Origin of the sequence: Exiguobacterium sp. 17-1 (assembly GCF_023096305.1) — a bacterium.
Taxonomy (GTDB): Bacteria; Bacillota; Bacilli; order Exiguobacteriales; family Exiguobacteriaceae; genus Exiguobacterium_A; species Exiguobacterium_A sibiricum_A.
Genome location: NZ_JALIGJ010000003.1, coordinates 39,161 through 58,496, shown reverse-complemented (window position 1 = coordinate 58,496; position 19,336 = coordinate 39,161). Strand labels below are relative to the sequence as shown.

The window sequence follows — 19,336 nt, the reverse complement described above, 5'->3', positions numbered from 1 at the left end:
TTTTTTTGCTTGAAATGAGCTAAAAGGGGAATAAGACGAACAGAGGTGATGAAGATGATTTATGAGGCACAGGAAGCAAGGCAAATCGATGAGTGGGCAAAAACATCCGGCTTGCCGCTTGAAGTGTTGATGGAACGGGCGGGGAGCGAAATCGCTAAACGCATCATGAAAAACCACGGCAGGAAAGAACGGATCTTAATCCTCTGTGGGACAGGTAATAATGGGGGAGACGGGTATGTGATTGGGCGTGAACTGATACGCGACGGCTATGATGTCACGGTTCATGCGCCGTTTGGAGAGGCGAAAACACCGACTGCTTTGTTGCACCAACGTTATGCCGAAAAATTTGGTCTGGTGGCAGAGGAAGTGTGTGGCCAATACGATGTGATGGTCGATGCTGTGTTTGGGACGGGGTTTGATCAATCCCGCCTGACGAAACCGCTGACTGATTTGTTTGAATGGGTGCGTGAGCAGCAACAACGGGCAACACTGTATGCCGTTGACGTTCCGAGCGGTATTCCAACCGATCATTCCATCGGGTTTTCCGGTCAGGGAATAAAAGCGGATTTGACGTTCTCGCTCCATGCCTTTAAACGGGCTGCTTTCTTGTTGAAGACCGCTCCGTTTTTTGGGCGACTGGAGAAGATTGATTTAGGGTTACCGGCCTTTGGTGGATGGCAGTTGTTTTCCGAGTCGATTGCACCGTTGTTGACCCGTGACGTATATGGTCATAAAGGAACATACGGTACGGCGTTATTGATTGGCGGTAGCGAAAACATGCCGGGTTCGATTCAACTGGCGGCACGTGCTGCTCTTCGAACCGGCGTCGGGAAGCTTCAGGTCGCAACTGTTCCGACGGCGCAAGTCGGATTGATCGTCAATGCTCCGGAAGCGATGGTCCTCGATCAGACGACAGAAGCAATTCAAGAGATATTTACAGAAGTGGATGTCGCTGGAATCGGACCCGGTTTAGCTTCGGAATCCGTCTCGGACTGGCTGGATCTTTTGTTTGATCAAGACATCCCGGTCGTCCTGGATGCGGGAGCATTGATCCGGGATCGTTATCCGGAACGTAAAGCGGCAATTGTCGTCACGCCGCACATCGGTGAATTTGCACGGATGACGAATCAATCCGTTCAAACCGTCCAAGACGATTTATTTGAACAGGCAAGTGATTATGCGATGTTGCATCAAGTGACTGTTGTTTTAAAAGCGCATGTGATCTTAATCGCAAAACCAGACGGCGGCGGTTACGTGGTTGCCGGGGCATCAAGCGGATTGGCAAAAGGCGGCAGTGGCGATACATTGTTCGGTCTGATTACAAGTTTGCTCGGGCAACGTAAACACTACAAGCAGCTATCGCTTGAACGACTGATTGCCATGGGAGTATCTTGGTATGCGCAAGCGTCCAAACACGTAGAACAACGAATTCATCCGAGCAGCATTACGGCTACAGACGTCATTGAACAACTGGGTCAAGTCGAAAACGATGATCTTATTAACTAGCGAAAAATATGAACAGACATGTTTCCTTTGAACAAATGAAGGGGCATGTCTTTTTTTAGGAAATAATTGCTAGGAATGGGAGTGCAGGAGTATCATGAAGTGATGTCGAAAAGTTTAAGACAATTATCCAATTCAGAAAGGAGGAGACCGATGCCCATCAAGACAGTGGATAAAATCGTTCAGAATCAGCAACGGTGGATTGGCAACTTTGCCTTTTTTTTGATGAGTGCAGGAGCACTTATTTTTTGGATCACGACGGATGAAACGATTCAAAATGCGTACTTAAATCGATCAACGATTGTCAGCGTACTGGTGCTCATTGGTCTGATGACCTTTTTAATCAGCCGCAGTCGATTATCGAACCGTTATCAATCGCATTTGTTATCTGTCATGTTTCTGATCATTCCGGTTACGTCCATTAGTTTGTTGCCGTACGCGGCGGTTACGGTATGGGCAAGTTGCTTTTTATTTTTAATGATTGCCTTGATTGCGTATGACCGGATCATGATGTGGTATGCCGTCGTCATCATCGTTGCGACCAATGCATATGTCATGCTCCGATCGGAGACGGTTTCAGTCGAAATTGATCCAACTGATCACTATGCCAGACTTGGAATGATCGGGATTGCGATTTGTATTGCCTTTATCATTAATCATCTTCACCTTCGCCATCTCCATCGTCTTCAAGTACTGGCAAATCAATTACATGACGCAGCGCGTCATGATTTACAAACACAACTTCTGAATATGCGTGGACTGGAAGAACGTTTTGCACAGCCGCATCATCAACAACTGTTGTTAGTTGGTGTTCATCTTGAAAATTATTATGAGTTGGCTCGTTATTTCGGCGATGAGATTCAAGAACGGGTGTTATTTGATTGTATCGAACGACTTAAAACCTTGTTACCACCGCATTTAGGGATGGTTCGTGTCGAGGGTGGGACCCTCGTCGTCGTGATGGAAAAGCCTCCCGGCGTGTCTTGTCAGGAAGAGATGGAGCGACTCAGCCAACAGATGTCGGCTCCTTATCAAGTCGACCGGCATCAGATTTACGTCAATTTATACATCGTCATCGATGACGGGGCGGTCCATCCATCCAGCATGACAAAACGGATTCAACAGATTACATCCGCACTTCCCGAAAGCGTCCGGAATTCAGAAAAAGTCATGTGCCTGAATGAAGAGTGGAGAGATGAACAGGCACTTCGGGTCGAGGCGGCTCAAGCGTTATCGCAAGCGGATATCAATCAAGATTTTTATCTCGTATATCAATTACAGTATGATTCCGATCAGGACCGATTTATTGGTCTTGAAGCACTAGTGCGTTGGAACAGCCCGATCCCGGGGGCAGGACGTCCCACGATTTTTATTCCGATTGCAGAAAAAAGCGACTTGATCATTCGTCTCGGAGAATGGATTTTTGAGGAGGGCTGTAAAACGAGGAAACGGCTGATCGGACTTGTTCCGGATGACTTCAGTTTGTCCGTGAATGTTTCTCCACGTCAACTGACACATGATTCATTCATGCCGTTCATCGAACGGATGTTACTGAAGTATTCCTTGCAGCCGAAACAAATCAAGATTGAGATTACGGAAAGCCAGGCGCTTGATTTTGAGAGCCAGCCGATTCTGCGGGCGTTACGGCGCATTAAGACCCTCGATTTCCCGGTTTCGCTGGATGATTTCGGGACAGGGCATGCTTCGTATCATGTCCTCGAACGGCTCTTGCCGCTTCGTCAGTTAAAAGTACCGAAACAATTTATCGAACAAGTCGAAGAGTCGGAAAAGCGTCGATCGATCTTAGAATCGATTTTCCAACTCAGTCAATCGATGCACGTTGAATGTATCGTAGAAGGTGTCGAGACGGGCGAAGAGGTTCGGATTGCCAAAAATATAGGCATTCATCTATTTCAAGGTTACTTTTTTGCAAAACCTGTTGTCCTCGAGGAAATTATTTGCTTGTTGCAAATGAAACAAACGGAAGTGACGGATTGACGTCACTTCCGTTTTAGTTTGAATACAGATGGGATTGATTTCGACCGTTTTTCTTCGCCTTATATAATGCAGCATCGGCCTGTTTAAAAACGATACTTGCGGATTGGCGTCGAGCAAAGGCAACACCGGCTGAGACGGTGATGGACAGGGCATGATCTTGCATAACGAAAGGGGTCTTCGTCACAGTCGAAACAATCTGTTGTGCCAATTGAACAGGAGAAACCTTAAATGTATTCGGAAGAATGGCGATGAATTCCTCGCCGCCATATCGACCGACTGTCACGTCGTCCGGACATTCTTGGGTCAGCAAAACAGAAAAGTGGCGTAACACGGCGTCTCCGACAGCGTGTCCGTATTCGTCATTCACGGCTTTGAAGTAGTCTAAATCAAACAGGATGACGCCCCAAGGAGCTTGCTCCTGTTCGAAAACCGCTACTTTATCCATGATGACATGACGATTGGCAAGTCGTGTCAATTGATCGGTCGAAGCCAAGTAGGATTGGTATGAGTACAGGACAAAATGCTCTTGCAACATACCGGACAACCGGTAAAACAGAAGGGAAGCAAAGGTGGTTATCAAAAAATACGGGACATAAATCGATTGCCATGCATTGTTTTCTGCTGCACTGAACAACATCCGAATCAAAACGAGCAGAGAGCCAATCGTAACGATGACCGTAAATAAAGCCGCCTTTTGTTTAATAAACCGTGTACACAGCAAAACAAGACCGATGAAACTGACTAACGTAATGATGGAATTTTGCAAAGCAATCATAGAGTCGCCCGTATCGAGGAGAATCCGGTAGGTGATTAACAGGAAACCCGTCGTCAGGATACTGATCGGTCCACCGTATAAAGCAGATAAGGCGAGTGGCAATAACCGTAAGTCAATAAAAGCGCCATTAAGGAAAATCGAGTTATGAATCAGTAAGATGCCTGTCAAACCATTGGCTAAACCAAAGTAAAAACGGGTCGATAATTTTGAATCACGTTGAATGGGGAGCCGGTTTCGCATGAGGTAGAATGTCACGGACAGAACTAAGAAAATGATACAGATATTCAGAAAAAAGATATTAAGGGTCGATAGCATAAAAAAATCCTTTCATGATTAGCGCTATGTATAAAATGAGATAATTTGGAATCTGCCATCATTGTACGATATTTGAACTACAACATACAGAAAAAACAGCCAATAAAGGCTGTTTTAGCGAATTGGAGCAAACTTATGAATTTGTTGAACGGCCTCATTCCAAGACGAGACACGGACGATATTTTCAGGGACGGGACGACGATTATAAGGAGCATCAAACAAAATAACGGGAATCGACGTATCTTCCGCAATTTGAATCGCATTTTCAAGCCGGTCCTCCATGAAGAGGTCGAGTGACAAATCACGGACGACTTGTACTTTATCATGTGAGCCGGTCATGATTAACGAATCAAGTGGCAACTCGTGCTGTTTGATCCATTCTTCGGTTACGGGGCGGACGATTTCCGACCGTGCCGTAACATAGTGAAGATCATACTGTTTACGTAACGCCCATAGATGTTGTTTGACGAGTTCTTGTGGGATAGATTCACGATAGATGCCAAGTTCATGACCTGATTTGACCATGAATTCCCAAAACTCGATTTGCTCCATATCCGTATAGGTATGAAGTTCGTATTCAGAGGCCATCTCAAAATCAATCGATGTCCCGAGGTATTTATTCATATAGTTAAAGCACGAAGAAGGATGAGTGATTGTTCCATCAATATCAATTCCGATTTTCACTTACATCACCAACATTCTATAAATTTTCTGCCACTAGTATAACACAATCGAAAAGCGGAGACGAAAAAAAGAGCCGCTCTGGGAAGAGGGCTCTTTTGACTTAAGCTTAGTTTGTTTTTGCGGCTTCTTTTTCCGCTTCTTTTTCGAGAACAATCGCATCGATTTCTTTTTTCAATTCTTCGACCATCGTCGCTTCTGGAACTTTTCGGATGATTTCTCCGTGACGGAATAATAATCCTTCGTTACGCGCGCCGGCAATTCCGATATCGGCTTCGCGTGCTTCCCCAGGACCGTTGACGGCACAACCGAGAACGGCAACTTTGATGTTGACTTGAATTTTATCGATATAGTCTTCGATTTCTGCGGCAATTGCCATTAAGTCGATTTCAATACGTCCGCATGTTGGGCAAGAAATCAACGTTGCAGCGTTTGCAGCAAGACCAAATGATTTCAAGACTTCTTTTGCGACTTTGACTTCTTCAACCGGATCGGCAGAAAGGGAGACACGGACTGTGTTACCGATACCACGTGATAGAATCGCACCGAGACCGGCAGCTGATTTTAATGAACCTGTCCGTAAAGGACCCGATTCCGTGATTCCAACGTGCAGCGGGTAATCAAATGATTCAGAAGCGAGCTGATACGCTTCAAGCGCCAATTGAACGTCAGATGCCTTCAAGGAAACGATGATATCGTGGAAATCAAGATCCTCGAGAATCTTAATGTGGTGCAAAGCACTTTCGACCATCCCGCGAGCTGTCGGATAACCGTATTTCTCAAGAATGTGTTTCTCGAGCGAACCGGCATTGACGCCAATCCGGATCGGAATATTTTTCGCTTTTGCTGCCGTAACGACCGCTTCGACTTTCTCGCGACGTCCGATGTTACCCGGGTTGATCCGAATTTTATCGACACCCGCTTCGATCGCCATGAGAGCAAGTTTATAGTTGAAATGAATATCTACGACAAGCGGGATATTGATCCGGCTTTTGATTTCAGCAAGTGCGAGCGCATCACGTTCTTCCGGACAAGCAACGCGGACGATTTGGCATCCTGCTTCTTCTAGACGTAAAATTTCAGCGACAGTCGCTTCGACGTCGTGTGTTTTTGTTGTCGTCATACTTTGAATGATGACTTCATTACTTCCACCAATGACAAGGTCCCCAACACGAACGGGACGAGTCTTAGAGCGATGGACCATTTTCGGCATATCGAAAATCTCCTTTTGTGGCATAACGCCAGATTGTTTATGACTACTTGTACTATCATATCGAACTATTCCCTAAAAATCGAGAAACAAGAACGAAAATTGAACATTTACAATTGTTTAACACGAATGGTGGAAAGTCAATCCGTCGCCGGGCGGACGTTTTTTTCTTAAATCCAGTGATTCATCTGATTTCAAGAAGACGGACGGGACGATTTTTTCTTTTTTCGAACAAGCAGAAGTGGTGTCAGCGAATAAACGAGATGGCCGATGATAATGAATGCAGCTCCTAAAGTCGGATATCCGAATTGGTAAAGGAAAACTCCAATCGGGAAAGTCCAGATGTTTGCGGCGACAGTATAAGGAAACACTTGGCGATACGCCCAGGGTCTTGGCAAAATCCACTGAATGAACCAGCGATTTAGATAAGAGAAAAATAACAGGTATAACAAAATGGCGATTGCAATGAAGATGAAATGCAGGATGAACCAAATGATGAACGGAATCGATTGCTGAAGAAAAATACTATCGATGATTGTTGACCACAGGGAAATCCATGCTAATCCACAAAAATAAAGGGATACATCGGCAAGGCGGGTCTTTAAAAATCCTCGGTTTGGAATTAGGGTAGTTTGTAAGTAATTAATCAGTTGACTTAAAAAATGCAATTAAATCACTCTTTCTTCTGTTTTATAACAAGATTTAATTTGATGAAAAACCTTTTATTCAAAGGGTTAATCTGTATCGGTACAGATTAATAAAACCTTAACAATCGAATGTCTGAAAAACTATTTACAAGTTCACTAGACCTTTACATAATAGGGGAGGTTGAAATAATGAATTCTTAAGAACAAATCAATTCCACTTTGTATATGAGGAGATGACAAGATGAACTATGATTTACAGGAAATGATTTTCACCTTTATCGGTGGACTGGGTATTTTCCTATTCGGTATTAAGTATATGGGAGATGGTCTTCAAAAAACAGCGGGAGACCGTTTACGGTACATTTTAGATAAATATACCTCCAACCCGTTTCTCGGGATTTTGGCTGGTATTGTCGTCACGGTCTTGATCCAGTCGTCATCCGGAACAACCGTCATTGTCGTCGGTTTAGTGAGTGCGGGCTTGATGAATTTACGTCAAGCCATTGGTGTCGTCATGGGGGCGAACATTGGAACGACAATCACTGCTTTTATCATCGGCTTTAACGTGAAGGAAGCGGCACTCCCTGCGATTGCAATCGGAGCATTCTTGATTTTCTTCTTCAATAAAGAAAGGATTCAATACATTGGCCAAATCTTCTTTGGATTTGGAGCTCTCTTTTATGGATTGACATTAATGGGTGACGGAATGGCACCTCTTGAATCGAGTGAATGGTTCCGTGATTTGACGGTCTCGATGTCAGATAGTCCGTTGCTCGGTGTGTTCGTCGGAACAGTCTTTACTATATTGGTTCAGTCATCCTCTGCGACGATCGGTATTCTGCAGGAATTATACGATGGTGGAATGATTGATATTAAAGCCGCATTACCGGTCTTGTTTGGGGATAACATCGGAACAACGATCACTGCAGTACTGGCAGCACTCGGTGCTTCAATCGCTGCAAAACGTACAGCGGCGGCACACGTGATCTTCAATATTGTCGGAACGATTTTATTCTTGATTGCCTTACCGCTGTTCTCAAGTTTTATCACGTGGATTACAGGAGCGCTTAATCTTGAACCAAAAATGCAGATTGCCTTTGCCCACGGAACATTTAACGTCGTCAATACGTTGATTCAGTGCTGGTTCATCGCGCAAATTGCTTGGCTCGTCCAAAAAGTCGTACCGGGAACGGATACGACCGTCGATTCAAAACCGCGGCACCTCGATCAAAACATCTTGAATCAGTCATCGTCACTTGCTTTAAGTCAGGCGAAACTGGAAGTCTTGCGAATGGGAGAATTCTCAAAAGACGCACTCGGGAAAGCACATCGTTATACACAATCGCATGATAAAAAAGATGTCTCGGATGCAGGTCAAATCGAGTATGCCATCAATCATCTGAACACAGAAGTGACCAGTTATCTTGTTAAAGTTGCAGCACATGACTTGTCCGAGCGGGAATCAAACGGTCACTCACTTCTCATGCATGCGGTCAACGATTTTGAACGAATTGGTGACCATGTCGAAAACGTCATCGAACTGGTTGATTTCCAAATCGTCAATCGGATTACATTTACTGAGAAGGCGAAAAAAGAACTGGATGAAATGTACATCTTGACCCAAAAAATCGTTGGGACAGCCATTAAAGCCGTTGAAACGGACGATGTTTCGCTGGCGCGTCAAGTACTTGAACTGGAAGGGAAGCTCGATTCACTCGAACGATCATTCCGGAAACATCATGTCTTACGGGTCAACGCAGGCGAATGTACAGGTCAAGCCGGCATGATTTTTGTAGATTTGCTGTCGAATTTAGAACGGATTGGTGACCATGCCGTCAATATTACGGATTTAGTACTCGAACAACGTTCTGGAACAGCGTGAACAAAATCATGAAAGAAGAGGAATTTCTGAATAGAAATTCCTTTTTGCTTTTTTAAGATAATTTATTGACATTTTAGATTGGTTTTAGTAATCTAATGTTAGTCGTTTTTAAACATCATGGCGGTGTAGCTCAGCTGGCTAGAGCGTACGGTTCATACCCGTGAGGTCGTGGGTTCGACTCCCTCCGCCGCTACTATTACTTAAGGACCCTTAGCTCAGCTGGTTAGAGCTGACGGCTCATAACCGTCCGGTCGCAGGTTCGAGTCCTGCAGGGTCCATTGTATAAACGTACACTCTTTTTTTTAGGGTGTGCGTTTATTTTTGGTTGCTTGGGGAATATTAAAGATATTGTAATAATGTTCATACAATAATATTCATACTATGGCAATTTAAGGGAGAGCGAAGAGAGATGGAACGTAACCATACAATGATGCAGTTTTTTGAGTGGCATGTAGAGAATGATGGGAAGCATTGGCAGCGCTTAAAAGAGAGAGCGCCGGAACTGCGTGCTGCAGGCATCACATCTGTTTGGATTCCACCCGCTTCAAAGGGACAATCAGATGAAGATACAGGGTATGGCATTTACGATGTCTATGATTTAGGAGAGTTTGACCAAAAAGGAACGGTCCGCACGAAGTACGGAACAAAAGACGAGCTGATCGAAGCCATTCAAGTCGCACATGAAAATGATATCGCGATTTATGCCGATGTCGTCATGAACCATAAGGCAGCGGCAGATGAACTTGAGACAATTAAAGTTGTCGAAGTCCATCCGGAAGACCGTTCGCAAGAAATTTCAGAAGAATTTGAAATCGATGCTTGGACGAAGTTTACGTTCCCAGGTCGAAACGGTAAGTACTCAGATTTCATTTGGACACATGAATTCTTCAACGGAACAGATTTTGATGCACGGGAAGAAAAAACGGGTGTCTTTAAGATCTCCGGAAAAAATAAAGATTGGAACGATCAAGTTGACAATGAATTCGGAAACTATGACTATTTGATGTTCGCGAACATCGATTACAACCACCTAGAAGTGCGTGAAGAGATGATTAACTGGGGAAATTGGTTTAAAGAGACAATCAACTGCCAAGGTTTCCGTTTGGATGCCATCAAACATATCAACTACGAATTCGTCAATGAGTTCGCCAAATCGATGATTGGAGACAATCCGGACGGTTTCTATATGGTCGGTGAGTTCTGGAAATCGGATTTGGATGATTGCCGCCAATTCTTAGACAGCGTTGATTATACAATTGATTTGTTTGATGTGCCGCTTCACTATAAATTCCACGAAGCATCGCAACAAGGACAGGACTTTGATTTAACGACGTTGTTTGCTGATACACTTGTTGAATCCCACCCGACGAATGCCGTGACATTTGTTGATAATCATGATTCACAACCGGGCGAATCGCTTGAGTCATGGATTGATGACTGGTTCAAACAGCATGCATATGCTTCTGTTTTATTACGCAAAGATGGTTATCCATGTGTCTTCTACGGAGACTACTATGGTGTCCAAGGACCACATCCGGTAGAAGGTAAAAAAGAGATGATCGATGCCTTGTTGTATACGCGTTATCATAAAGCATACGGCGAACAGGAAGATTATCTGGATGATGCGCATTGTGTCGGCTGGGTCCGTCGTGGTGTGGAAGAATTCCCGAACTCGGGATGTGCGGTCCTGCTTTCGAACGCTGACATGTGCGAAAAGCGGATGTTCGTTGGCGAAACGCGTGCCGGAGAAGAATGGTTCGATTATACGAACCACCAGGAAGAACCGGTTGTAATTGATGAAGAAGGATTCGGAGTCTTCCCAGTTCCAGGCGGCGGTGTCTCTGTATTTGCCCCGCGTGACGAACAGTAATTTCTGAGGGTCATTGCTTGCGCCTGACCAACTATTTTTGCTAGTCTTAAAGAGTACTGAAATTCCGAAAATAGGATAAAGGGGGACATGAAAATGTCAAAATTTGAATTACCAGAACTCGGCTACGCTTATGATGCGCTAGAGCCACATATCGATGCTCGTACGATGGAGATTCACCACTCTAAACACCACAATACGTATGTCACGAACGTCAATGCAGCACTTGAAGGGTCAGAGCACGAAGGAAAATCACTTGAAGAATTACTTCAAAACCTCGATTCACTTCCTGCAAACATTCAAACAGCTGTCCGTAACAACGGTGGCGGTCATTGGAACCACTCGTTTTTCTGGAAACTCTTGAAAAAGAACGATGGTGCAACACCAACTGGTGAACTTGCTTCGGCAATCGACGAGTCATTTGGTTCGTTTGATGCTTTCAAAGATGAGTTTGCAAAAGCAGCTACAACACGTTTTGGTTCAGGTTGGGCATGGCTCATCGTTGACGGTGGCAAATTAGCAGTCGTTTCAACACCAAACCAAGATACGCCAGTTATGGAAGGCAAAACGCCGATTCTTGGACTTGATGTTTGGGAACATGCGTATTATCTCAACTATCAAAACCGTCGCCCTGATTACATCAACGCGTTCTTTAACGTCGTTGACTGGGATCACGTGGCAAAACTTTACGCTGACGCAAAATAATTGTTATATCCAAACATCGATTTCCATTTCGGGAATCGATGTTTTTTTAATGCGGAAAATGATGGGATAGGTTGTTATGGAAAGTTTCCTTCTATATAATGAAACAAGATGACTTTTTGAACGATAGGGGAGTACGCCATGGCGAAACGAATCACGGTGAAGGGAAAACGGCGGAATCATCTGCCGCTTCGCCTTAACTTAATGTTTTTTGTAGTATTTTTATTGTTTGCGATTTTAATTTTTCGCTTAGGTGTTGTCCAAATTGTAAATGGTGAAAAGATTTCACGGGAAGTTCAAAAAACGGAAATGATTGCTTCGAAATACGAAGTTCCTCGTGGTAAGATTTATGACCGGGACGGAAGGCTTTTAGTCGATACGATCTCGAAATACTCGATTGTCTATCGTCGTTCCCAAAATACGAAAGTCGACGAACGAATTGAAATCGCTTCGCGTCTTGCAGCAATCATCAATCTTCCGAAAAACGATTGGAAAGTAACGGAACGTGATATGAAAGATTACTGGGTAGCCGTTAACAGTGAAGAATCGGATCGCCGGTATAAAGAAGCAGTAGCAAAACGTTATCCGGATGTGGAAGAACAAAATAAATTATCGATTTCGGAGCAGGATCAAATCCGTCTCGATACGATTACGAAAAAAGATATCGACTTTGATGATAAGACGATGGAAATCATCGCCATCAAACACAACATGGAAGTCGGTTATGCCCTTGATCCGCAGCTCGTTAAATTAGGAGCAAATGCTAAAGAAATGGCGATTATCGATGAGAACCTTGAAGATCTAAAAGGAGTATCGGTTGAGCCGTTTTATGAACGCTCATATCCATATGAAGGAACGTTACGAAATATCTTCGGGAAGTACTCGAAAATTCCAGCAGAACAACAAGCGGAATTCAAGGCAAAAGGATACAGCCTGAACGACCGGGTCGGAACATCATTCCTCGAGCAACAGTATGAAGATCTGTTACGTGGAAAACCGGCTTACGATGTGTATGAAACGTTTAACGGTGAACCGGTCGGTGAACCGAATCGTGAAGAAGGCGAATCCGGGAAAGATCTCGTCCTGACGGTTGATGCGGAATACAATAAACAAGTCGATCAAATTCTACAACAGGCAATCAGAATGGGTCGCGGCATGGGAAGCGGTTATCTGAAAGAAGGATATGCCGTTGTCATGAATCCGAAAACCGGTGAGATTTTGGCCATGTCCGGTCAAAAGCTCGATACGGCAACGAATAAATTCAGTGATGTTGCGATCAATAACGTGTTAACTTCCCTGCAAATCGGTTCGACGATTAAAGGGGCAACGGTCGCAATGGGACTTCAAGAAGGCGTCATCCGTCAAAACGAAGTCATCAATGATGCGCCGATTACAATCGGTGGGACGAAAAAAGGATCGTACGTCAATATGGGACCGATTACGGACTTAACGGCACTCGAACGTTCGTCAAACGTCTACATGTTTAACATCGCAATGCGGATGGCAAACTATCCGACTAACGGTGTCGCTGGTGCGAGCGTCGATGCGGCAGCGGCCATCATGCAGAACTATTACAGTCAGTTTGGTCTCGGTGTGACAACGGGAATCGATCTTCCGTATGAAGCAAAAGGGGTACAAGGGACACCGGACCGCGTCACGCTCCTGATGGACCGAGTAATTGGTCAATACGATGCCTTTACACCACTCCAAGTTGCGCAGTACGTTTCGACACTGGCAAATGGCGGGTACCGTGTACAGCCACACTTCTTAAAAGAAGTCTTAGCATCGAATTCAATTGAAGACGGAACGAAGCAAGTCGATTACAGTTTTAAAACGAACTATTTAAACCGGATCGAAGTCAGTCAAGCGAATATTGATCATGTCCGTGAAGGATTCCACCGTGTTGTCAAAGGGGAACGCGGGACAGCGAAAATCATTGCCCAAACCGGCATCGATGCGGCGGCGAAAACCGGAACGGCTCAGGTCAGCGTCTACGGCGAAGACGGAATTGCACTTCGGGATGGAAGTGGACAACCGGTTCGCTCGTTGAACTCGAACTTAGTCGGCTGGGCGCCATACGACAATCCAGAGATGGCATGGGCCGTGTTCCTTCCATATATGGAGCAGGAAACCGTCAACTCGAAAATTGGTCATGATTTAGTGAAGGCATACTTTAATGTGAAAGATGTTCCATGGCAAACTAAGCCAAATTAACTAGTGAAGCGAAGATGAGGAAACTCATCTTCGCTTTTTTTTGTATGGATTGACCTGTTTTTCTAATGAAGTTGAGTTTGTAAACGCAGAAACACACGCCTTTACAATTCTTTTACGTTGGATTCATTTTGGTTTAATAGTTCATCGGTAGTATAAGTCTTGTAAGGAAAACGGATATAAAGTCGTAGCGTTACCAGCGACATACTTCGAGGAGGAAAATTAATCATGTCTTGGATGAAAAAAACAGCTCTTATCACAACGGTAGCGTCAATCGCAGTAGTCGGTGCGGCATGCGGAAATGACAAAGGCGGCTCTTCAAGTTCTTCAGATCTTTCAGGAAAGATCGCAATTGATGGATCTTCAACAGTCTTCCCAATCATGGAAGCAGTCGGTGAAGAGTATTCAATCGAACAACCAGACGTCGATGTCACGGTCGGAGTATCAGGTACAGGCGGCGGATTCAAACGTTTTGTTGTTGGTGAAACAGACCTTTCAAATGCATCACGTGAAATTAAAGAAGAAGAAGCAGCGGAAGCTGAAAAAAATAGCGTGGAATATACGAAATTAGCGCTTGCTTACGACGGATTAACAGTCGCAATCAGCAAAGAGAACACATGGGTCAAAGAAATGACACTCGATCAGTTAGAAAAAATTTGGTTAGACCCGAATGTGAAGACATGGAAAGACGTGGATGCTTCTTATCCAGCAGAACCAATCAAATTCTTCAGCCCGGGTAAAGATTCCGGAACATTTGATTTCTTCTCAGAAAAAGTTCTTGAGAAAAAAGATATGCGTAAAGATGTTCAACTTTCAGAAGATGATAACGTCCTCGTTAAAGGGGTCGAAGGAACAAAAGGTGCGATTGGTTACTTCGGTTATGCCTACTACGCGGAAAACAAAGATAAGTTAAAAGAAGTGCCGCTTGTAGCTGAAGGAAAAGACGCAGTTGATCCGACACCGGAAACAATCAAAGATCTTTCTTATCCGCTTTCACGTGAGATCTACACGTACGTCAACAACAAATCATTAAAAGACAAAAAACAAGTGGCGGACTTCGTTAAATTCACAAATGAAAATGCAGGTGACTTATCGGAAGAAGTCGGTTATATCAAAATGCCGCAAGATCGTTACGATGAAAATACAAAAGCCATTGAAGATGCAATGAAATAACCATCATTACACAAGGACGGCCCGAAAAAAGGGAGATTTCCCTTTTTTGGGGTCCCGTTCTTATGTAGGTATGATGAAGTAGGGAGCGAAGAAGGGTGAATCCATCATCAAACAAATCGGTTCGCGAGCTGATCCAAAAGAACCGACAACAAAAATTCAGTATGAAAAACATCATGGAACGTTTTATGCCGATCGTACTATTTCTCTGTGCGTTCGTTTCAGTCGTTACGACCATCGGCATCATTCTCACGTTAGTTATTGAAACAGAACACTTCTTTGAAGTCGTCTCGTTCAAAGAATTCTTCGGCAGTACAAGCTGGTACCCGCTGAACTCTCAACCGGAGTATGGAATTTGGCCGCTTGTCGTCGGAACTCTTGAAATTACCGTGATTGCGATGCTAGTTGCCGTGCCGATCGGACTCACTTCTGCGATTTACTTAAGTGAGTATGCATCAGAACGCGCCCGTCGTGTTCTCAAACCGATTCTTGAAGTATTAGCAGGCGTTCCGACCATCGTTTTCGGATTTTTCGCCTTAACGTTTGTTACACCGTTACTTGTTAAATTAATTCCGGGTCTTGCGATTTATAATGCGTTAAGTCCGGGGATTGTTGTCGGAATCATGATTATTCCGATGATTGCCTCGATTTCAGAGGATGCAATGAGCTCAGTTCCGAAAAAAATTCGGGACGGCGCATTGGCACTGGGTTCAACACGTCTTGAAGTAGCTTTAAAAGTTGTTGTCCCGGCTGCACTTTCCGGAATCATCGCTTCCATCGTTCTTGGTATGTCACGCGCAATCGGTGAAACAATGATCGTGACGATTGCCGGGGGTTCAAACCCGACGGCTGCAGTTAATCCGTTGGAGCCGGTTCAGACGATGACGGCTTATATCGTTCAGGTTGCCCTTGGTGACGCAGGATATGGAACGATTGAATATTACAGTATCTACGCTGTCGGTACGTTGTTGTTCGTCTTTACTCTTTTGATGAACTTACTCGCGAACTGGATCACGCGTCGTTTCAGAGAGGAGTATTAAGATGGCCTTACCAGAAAAACAACCTGTACAAAAAAAGTTTATTGATCCTGTTGCTGTGAAAAAATCAATCAGCCAACGCCTTGTCGTCAATAATGTCACGAAAGTCGTTTTCCTGATTGGATTGTTATTTGGTTTAGTTGTGCTTGGTATTCTTCTCTTTGGTGTCATTCGTGACGGAGCTGCTTGGTTATCACTCGACTTCCTGCAAAATGCACCGTCCCGCCGGCCGGATCGGGCCGGAGTCTATCCAGCGCTGATGGGATCAATCTTCCTGATGCTCCTGATTATTCCGATGATTTTCATCCTGGGTGTCGGAGCTGCGATTTATTTAGAAGAATATGCGAAAAAAGGACGGATGACGTCTTTCATCGAAGTCAACATCTCGAACTTAGCGGGTGTTCCGTCAATCGTTTTCGGATTACTCGGACTCACATTCTTTGTCCGTAACATGGGCTTCGGCTCGACGTTGATTGCAGGAGCATTAACGCTTGCGCTGATGAGTTTGCCGGTTGTCATCGTGTCGTCGCAAGAAGCGATTCGTGCTGTGCCGCAAGCAATGCGTCATGCATCGCTTGCACTGGGTGCTTCGAAATGGCAGACGACATTCAAAGTCGTCCTACCCGCATCCCTTCCAGGGGTCATCACAGGAATCATCCTTGCCGTCTCACGGGCAATTGGAGAGACAGCACCGCTCATCATGGTCGGAGCAGCCATCTTCATCGCACGTGCGCCAGAAGGGATTTTCTCAGAGTTTACGGCATTACCGATTCAAATCTACAACTGGACAAGCCGTCCGCAAGCTGACTTCCAAGGCCTTGCTGCTGCTGGAATCATCATCCTGATGGTCATCCTCTTGACGATGAACTCACTGGCGATTTGGATCCGAAACCGTTTTTCAAAACGATACTAATCACACCTATATAACGAATTACGTTCTGAATCATTAAGGAGGAACACAGATGATGGATACGAAGCTGACGACAAAACCAGCCAAAGAAGGGGCAAAAACAATGAATCAACCAGTAGCTGCGCGACAAAGTGTATACCGTGTCAATGATTTGAACCTATGGTACGGTGATGATCATGCTTTAAAAGATGTTAATCTGGACATTAAACAAAATGAAGTGACGGCCATCATCGGACCGTCAGGATGTGGGAAATCGACTTTCATCAAAACGTTGAACCGAATGGTCGAACTCGTTCCGATCGTACGGACGAACGGTGTCATCGAATATCATGGCCGTAATATCTTTGATAAGGATTATGAAGTCGAAGAATTACGGACATCGGTCGGAATGGTCTTTCAGCAACCAAACCCATTCCCGAAATCAATTTATGACAACATCGCTTACGGGCCGCGTGTCCACGGTGTCAAAAACAAAAAAATCTTGGATGAGATCGTTGAACGAAGCTTACGTGGAGCAGCGATTTGGGAAGAAGTCAAGGATCGTCTGAACGAAAACGCTTATGGACTCTCAGGTGGACAACAACAACGTCTTTGTATCGCACGTTGCCTGGCAATCGAGCCGGACGTCATCTTGATGGACGAACCGACATCAGCCCTCGACCCGATTTCGACGTTAAAAGTTGAAGAATTGGTACAGGAATTAAAAAAAGATTACTCAATCATCATCGTAACGCATAACATGCAACAAGCAGCACGTGTCTCTGATAAAACAGCTTTCTTCTTGAACGGTGAAGTCGTTGAATTTGACCAAACGGATCGAATTTTCTCAAATCCGAGTGACAAACGGACAGAAGACTATATCTCAGGACGATTCGGATAACGAGGAGGAACTTTTCAATGGCAGCAAATCGGACGATTTTTGGTGAAAACCTGGCAGTACTCGATCAAAAAGTATTTTTGTTAGCAAGGAAGACGATGCAACAGATTGCGACGACAGCGGAAGCACTCGAAAAGTATGACCGTGAGATTGCGCTTAAAGTCATCGAAAACGACAGTGAACTCGATGCACTGGAACTCGAAATCAACGATGATGCGATTTTACTGATTGCGAAACAACAGCCGGTTGCTACGGACTTACGTCGTTTGATCACAGCAATCAAGATTGCAACCGACCTTGAGCGGATTGCCGATTACGCGGGAAATATCTCGAAAGCCGTTTTACGTGTCGAAACGTTCCCTTACGTGATTGATATCTCGTTGTTAAAAGAAGCGTTCGAAACATTACTCGATATGACGGAAACGGCGATTGTCGCGTATCGAGATGGCGATATTGAAAAAGCGAAGGCATTATCGGATCTCGATAACATCATTGATGACACGACGTATAAAGCATTGCGCCAATATATGCGGCATATGTCCTTACAGCCGATTGTCGTTGATGAAATCATGCAATTCACAAATATTTGCCGTTATATCGAACGGATGGGAGACCATTTGACGAATGTCGGTGAGCATTTGATTTATTTAGAAAAAGGAAAACACTATGATTTGAACAGCTAAGTACAGTAGGCTAGAGGGAGATCCTCAGCCTACTTTTTTTTGTAAAGGATTTTGAAACAAGTTTGTAGAATAAGAAAGAAGTGAATAAAGAGAAAGAGGTGATAGGTAATGCTTGAGAAAATCATAAAATTAAAAGAACAAGGGCTGACCATTAAACAAATTGCAGAAAAAGTGGAATCGACAGAAGGTAAGGTGAAATATGCCTGGAGTAAATACCGGAAGTCACTAACGGAAAATAAAGCAGTTTCGACGGAAACGACTGCAGTCACTAAACCTAAAAAGAAGAAGGCGGGCGTAACCGTGAGTGCTCCGAAACAAAATGAAATCGTACCTGCGTTGACAGCAATTCCTTCATTGGAACGAGATGCGTTTGGAATGGCGACTCATTATGAAGACGACATCATCCATGCGATCGTCCAATCCCCGACATCTGTCTATGTCTATTGGGAATTGTCTGAATTGTCTCGAAAGATGCTTGAGACACACTACCACGCATCATTTGATTCATTCCGAAAAGAAATGCGGATCATTGATGTGACGTTACGCGATTATGAAAAAGGTGAAGCGAATCGTTCGTATCAATTTGAATTGCCGGAAATGACGAATACATGGTTTGTCCGTCCGTTGATGCCGAACACTACATACATCATCGAATGGGGTATTCAAACAATCGACGGAGATTTTCTTCCTGTCCTCCGTTCAAAACCAATCGAGACACCACGAGACGAGCCTGTCGTCGACGGACGTTTTGCAGAGGTCGTCGCTCATTGGCAATACGGAGAACTAGAGCAACCCGAATGGGTCGAGGTATTACGTCCGTACTCCTATTTTGATCGGGTTCGCTAAAGATAACAGATAGAAAGCAGAA

Annotated in this window: 16 protein-coding genes and 2 tRNA genes; 14 read left to right on the top strand and 4 right to left on the bottom strand. The window is 44.4% G+C overall.

What is annotated here, in order from left to right; translation table 11 throughout:
• The first annotated feature begins 48 nt into the window (after positions 1-48).
• Both MUN34_RS09985 and MUN34_RS09980 read left to right on the top strand, forming a co-directional pair.
• Positions 49-1,506 carry an NAD(P)H-hydrate dehydratase gene (locus MUN34_RS09985; RefSeq protein WP_247857705.1) on the top strand — a complete coding sequence of 486 codons (1,458 nt, stop codon included), beginning with the start codon at positions 49-51 and terminating at the stop codon, positions 1,504-1,506.
• Positions 1,507-1,656: 150 nt separating this feature from the next.
• Positions 1,657-3,501: a GGDEF domain-containing phosphodiesterase gene (locus tag MUN34_RS09980; protein WP_247857704.1), complete on the top strand. Its 1,845-nt coding sequence runs from the start codon at positions 1,657-1,659 to the stop codon at positions 3,499-3,501.
• A gap of 13 nt (positions 3,502-3,514) precedes the next feature.
• Here MUN34_RS09980 and MUN34_RS09975 read toward each other — a convergent pair whose 3' ends face one another.
• From MUN34_RS09975 to MUN34_RS09960, 4 genes are all read right to left on the bottom strand, one after another.
• Positions 3,515-4,516 (bottom strand): GGDEF domain-containing protein, encoded by a 1,002-nt coding sequence (locus tag MUN34_RS09975; protein WP_247857703.1) that lies wholly within the window; start codon positions 4,514-4,516, stop codon positions 3,515-3,517.
• 189 nt (positions 4,517-4,705) lie between these two features.
• Positions 4,706-5,275 (bottom strand): 5' nucleotidase, NT5C type, encoded by a 570-nt coding sequence (locus tag MUN34_RS09970; RefSeq protein ID WP_081776653.1) that lies wholly within the window; start codon positions 5,273-5,275, stop codon positions 4,706-4,708.
• 106 nt (positions 5,276-5,381) lie between these two features.
• A complete protein-coding gene (ispG, locus tag MUN34_RS09965) occupies positions 5,382-6,485 on the bottom strand; it encodes a flavodoxin-dependent (E)-4-hydroxy-3-methylbut-2-enyl-diphosphate synthase (RefSeq protein WP_026828954.1) in 1,104 nt (367 codons plus the stop codon).
• A 191-nt stretch (positions 6,486-6,676) separates the two neighbouring features.
• Entirely contained in the window at positions 6,677-7,150 is a 474-nt protein-coding gene (locus MUN34_RS09960; RefSeq protein WP_247857702.1) for a hypothetical protein, read from the bottom strand.
• A 220-nt stretch (positions 7,151-7,370) separates the two neighbouring features.
• Between MUN34_RS09960 and MUN34_RS09955 the strand changes: the two genes are divergently transcribed.
• The 12 genes from MUN34_RS09955 to MUN34_RS09900 all read left to right on the top strand — a co-directional run bounded on the left by MUN34_RS09955 (position 7,371) and on the right by MUN34_RS09900 (position 19,314).
• Positions 7,371-9,011 carry a Na/Pi cotransporter family protein gene (locus MUN34_RS09955; protein ID WP_026828952.1) on the top strand — a complete coding sequence of 547 codons (1,641 nt, stop codon included), beginning with the start codon at positions 7,371-7,373 and terminating at the stop codon, positions 9,009-9,011.
• Positions 9,012-9,130: 119 nt separating this feature from the next.
• Positions 9,131-9,204: transfer RNA gene (locus tag MUN34_RS09950), tRNA-Met, on the top strand.
• An 11-nt stretch (positions 9,205-9,215) separates the two neighbouring features.
• Positions 9,216-9,289 (top strand) — tRNA-Ile (locus MUN34_RS09945).
• A 131-nt stretch (positions 9,290-9,420) separates the two neighbouring features.
• Entirely contained in the window at positions 9,421-10,881 is a 1,461-nt protein-coding gene (locus tag MUN34_RS09940; RefSeq protein WP_247857701.1) for an alpha-amylase, read from the top strand.
• Between the two features lie 93 nt (positions 10,882-10,974).
• Positions 10,975-11,583, top strand: coding sequence for a superoxide dismutase (locus MUN34_RS09935; RefSeq protein WP_114596381.1), 609 nt, complete (start codon positions 10,975-10,977; stop codon positions 11,581-11,583).
• A gap of 138 nt (positions 11,584-11,721) precedes the next feature.
• The gene (locus MUN34_RS09930; protein ID WP_247857700.1) at positions 11,722-13,794 is read left to right on the top strand and encodes a peptidoglycan D,D-transpeptidase FtsI family protein; all 2,073 of its coding nucleotides are present in this window, start codon (positions 11,722-11,724) and stop codon (positions 13,792-13,794) included.
• A 225-nt stretch (positions 13,795-14,019) separates the two neighbouring features.
• A complete protein-coding gene (locus tag MUN34_RS09925; RefSeq protein ID WP_131503164.1) occupies positions 14,020-14,964 on the top strand; it encodes a PstS family phosphate ABC transporter substrate-binding protein in 945 nt (314 codons plus the stop codon).
• Between the two features lie 95 nt (positions 14,965-15,059).
• Positions 15,060-16,001 carry a phosphate ABC transporter permease subunit PstC gene (gene pstC / locus MUN34_RS09920; protein ID WP_131503163.1) on the top strand — a complete coding sequence of 314 codons (942 nt, stop codon included), beginning with the start codon at positions 15,060-15,062 and terminating at the stop codon, positions 15,999-16,001.
• A 1-nt stretch (position 16,002) separates the two neighbouring features.
• Positions 16,003-16,911, top strand: coding sequence for a phosphate ABC transporter permease PstA (gene pstA / locus MUN34_RS09915; RefSeq protein WP_247857699.1), 909 nt, complete (start codon positions 16,003-16,005; stop codon positions 16,909-16,911).
• A gap of 100 nt (positions 16,912-17,011) precedes the next feature.
• A complete protein-coding gene (gene pstB, locus MUN34_RS09910) occupies positions 17,012-17,788 on the top strand; it encodes a phosphate ABC transporter ATP-binding protein PstB (RefSeq protein WP_051525195.1) in 777 nt (258 codons plus the stop codon).
• 17 nt (positions 17,789-17,805) lie between these two features.
• Complete coding sequence (gene phoU / locus MUN34_RS09905; protein ID WP_026828944.1) at positions 17,806-18,468, top strand: phosphate signaling complex protein PhoU; 663 nt, start codon at positions 17,806-17,808, stop codon at positions 18,466-18,468.
• 108 nt (positions 18,469-18,576) lie between these two features.
• Positions 18,577-19,314: a DUF4912 domain-containing protein gene (locus MUN34_RS09900; RefSeq protein WP_247857698.1), complete on the top strand. Its 738-nt coding sequence runs from the start codon at positions 18,577-18,579 to the stop codon at positions 19,312-19,314.
• Positions 19,315-19,336 lie beyond the last annotated feature (22 nt).

Bases quoted from the DNA above. Each gene is read 5' to 3' on its own strand.
- MUN34_RS09980 (WP_247857704.1), top strand. From the start codon at position 1,657: ATGCCCATCAAGACAGTGGATAAAATCGTTCAGAATCAGCAACGGTGG.
- pstA (WP_247857699.1), top strand. From the start codon at position 16,003: ATGGCCTTACCAGAAAAACAACCTGTACAAAAAAAGTTTATTGATCCT.
- pstB (WP_051525195.1), top strand. From the start codon at position 17,012: ATGAATCAACCAGTAGCTGCGCGACAAAGTGTATACCGTGTCAATGAT.
- ispG (WP_026828954.1), bottom strand. From the start codon at position 6,485: ATGCCGAAAATGGTCCATCGCTCTAAGACTCGTCCCGTTCGTGTTGGG.
- MUN34_RS09935 (WP_114596381.1), top strand. From the start codon at position 10,975: ATGTCAAAATTTGAATTACCAGAACTCGGCTACGCTTATGATGCGCTA.
- MUN34_RS09925 (WP_131503164.1), top strand. From the start codon at position 14,020: ATGTCTTGGATGAAAAAAACAGCTCTTATCACAACGGTAGCGTCAATC.
- MUN34_RS09940 (WP_247857701.1), top strand. From the start codon at position 9,421: ATGGAACGTAACCATACAATGATGCAGTTTTTTGAGTGGCATGTAGAG.
- MUN34_RS09900 (WP_247857698.1), top strand. From the start codon at position 18,577: ATGCTTGAGAAAATCATAAAATTAAAAGAACAAGGGCTGACCATTAAA.
- MUN34_RS09955 (WP_026828952.1), top strand. From the start codon at position 7,371: ATGAACTATGATTTACAGGAAATGATTTTCACCTTTATCGGTGGACTG.
- MUN34_RS09975 (WP_247857703.1), bottom strand. From the start codon at position 4,516: ATGCGAAACCGGCTCCCCATTCAACGTGATTCAAAATTATCGACCCGT.
- MUN34_RS09985 (WP_247857705.1), top strand. From the start codon at position 49: ATGAAGATGATTTATGAGGCACAGGAAGCAAGGCAAATCGATGAGTGG.
- phoU (WP_026828944.1), top strand. From the start codon at position 17,806: ATGGCAGCAAATCGGACGATTTTTGGTGAAAACCTGGCAGTACTCGAT.
- MUN34_RS09930 (WP_247857700.1), top strand. From the start codon at position 11,722: ATGGCGAAACGAATCACGGTGAAGGGAAAACGGCGGAATCATCTGCCG.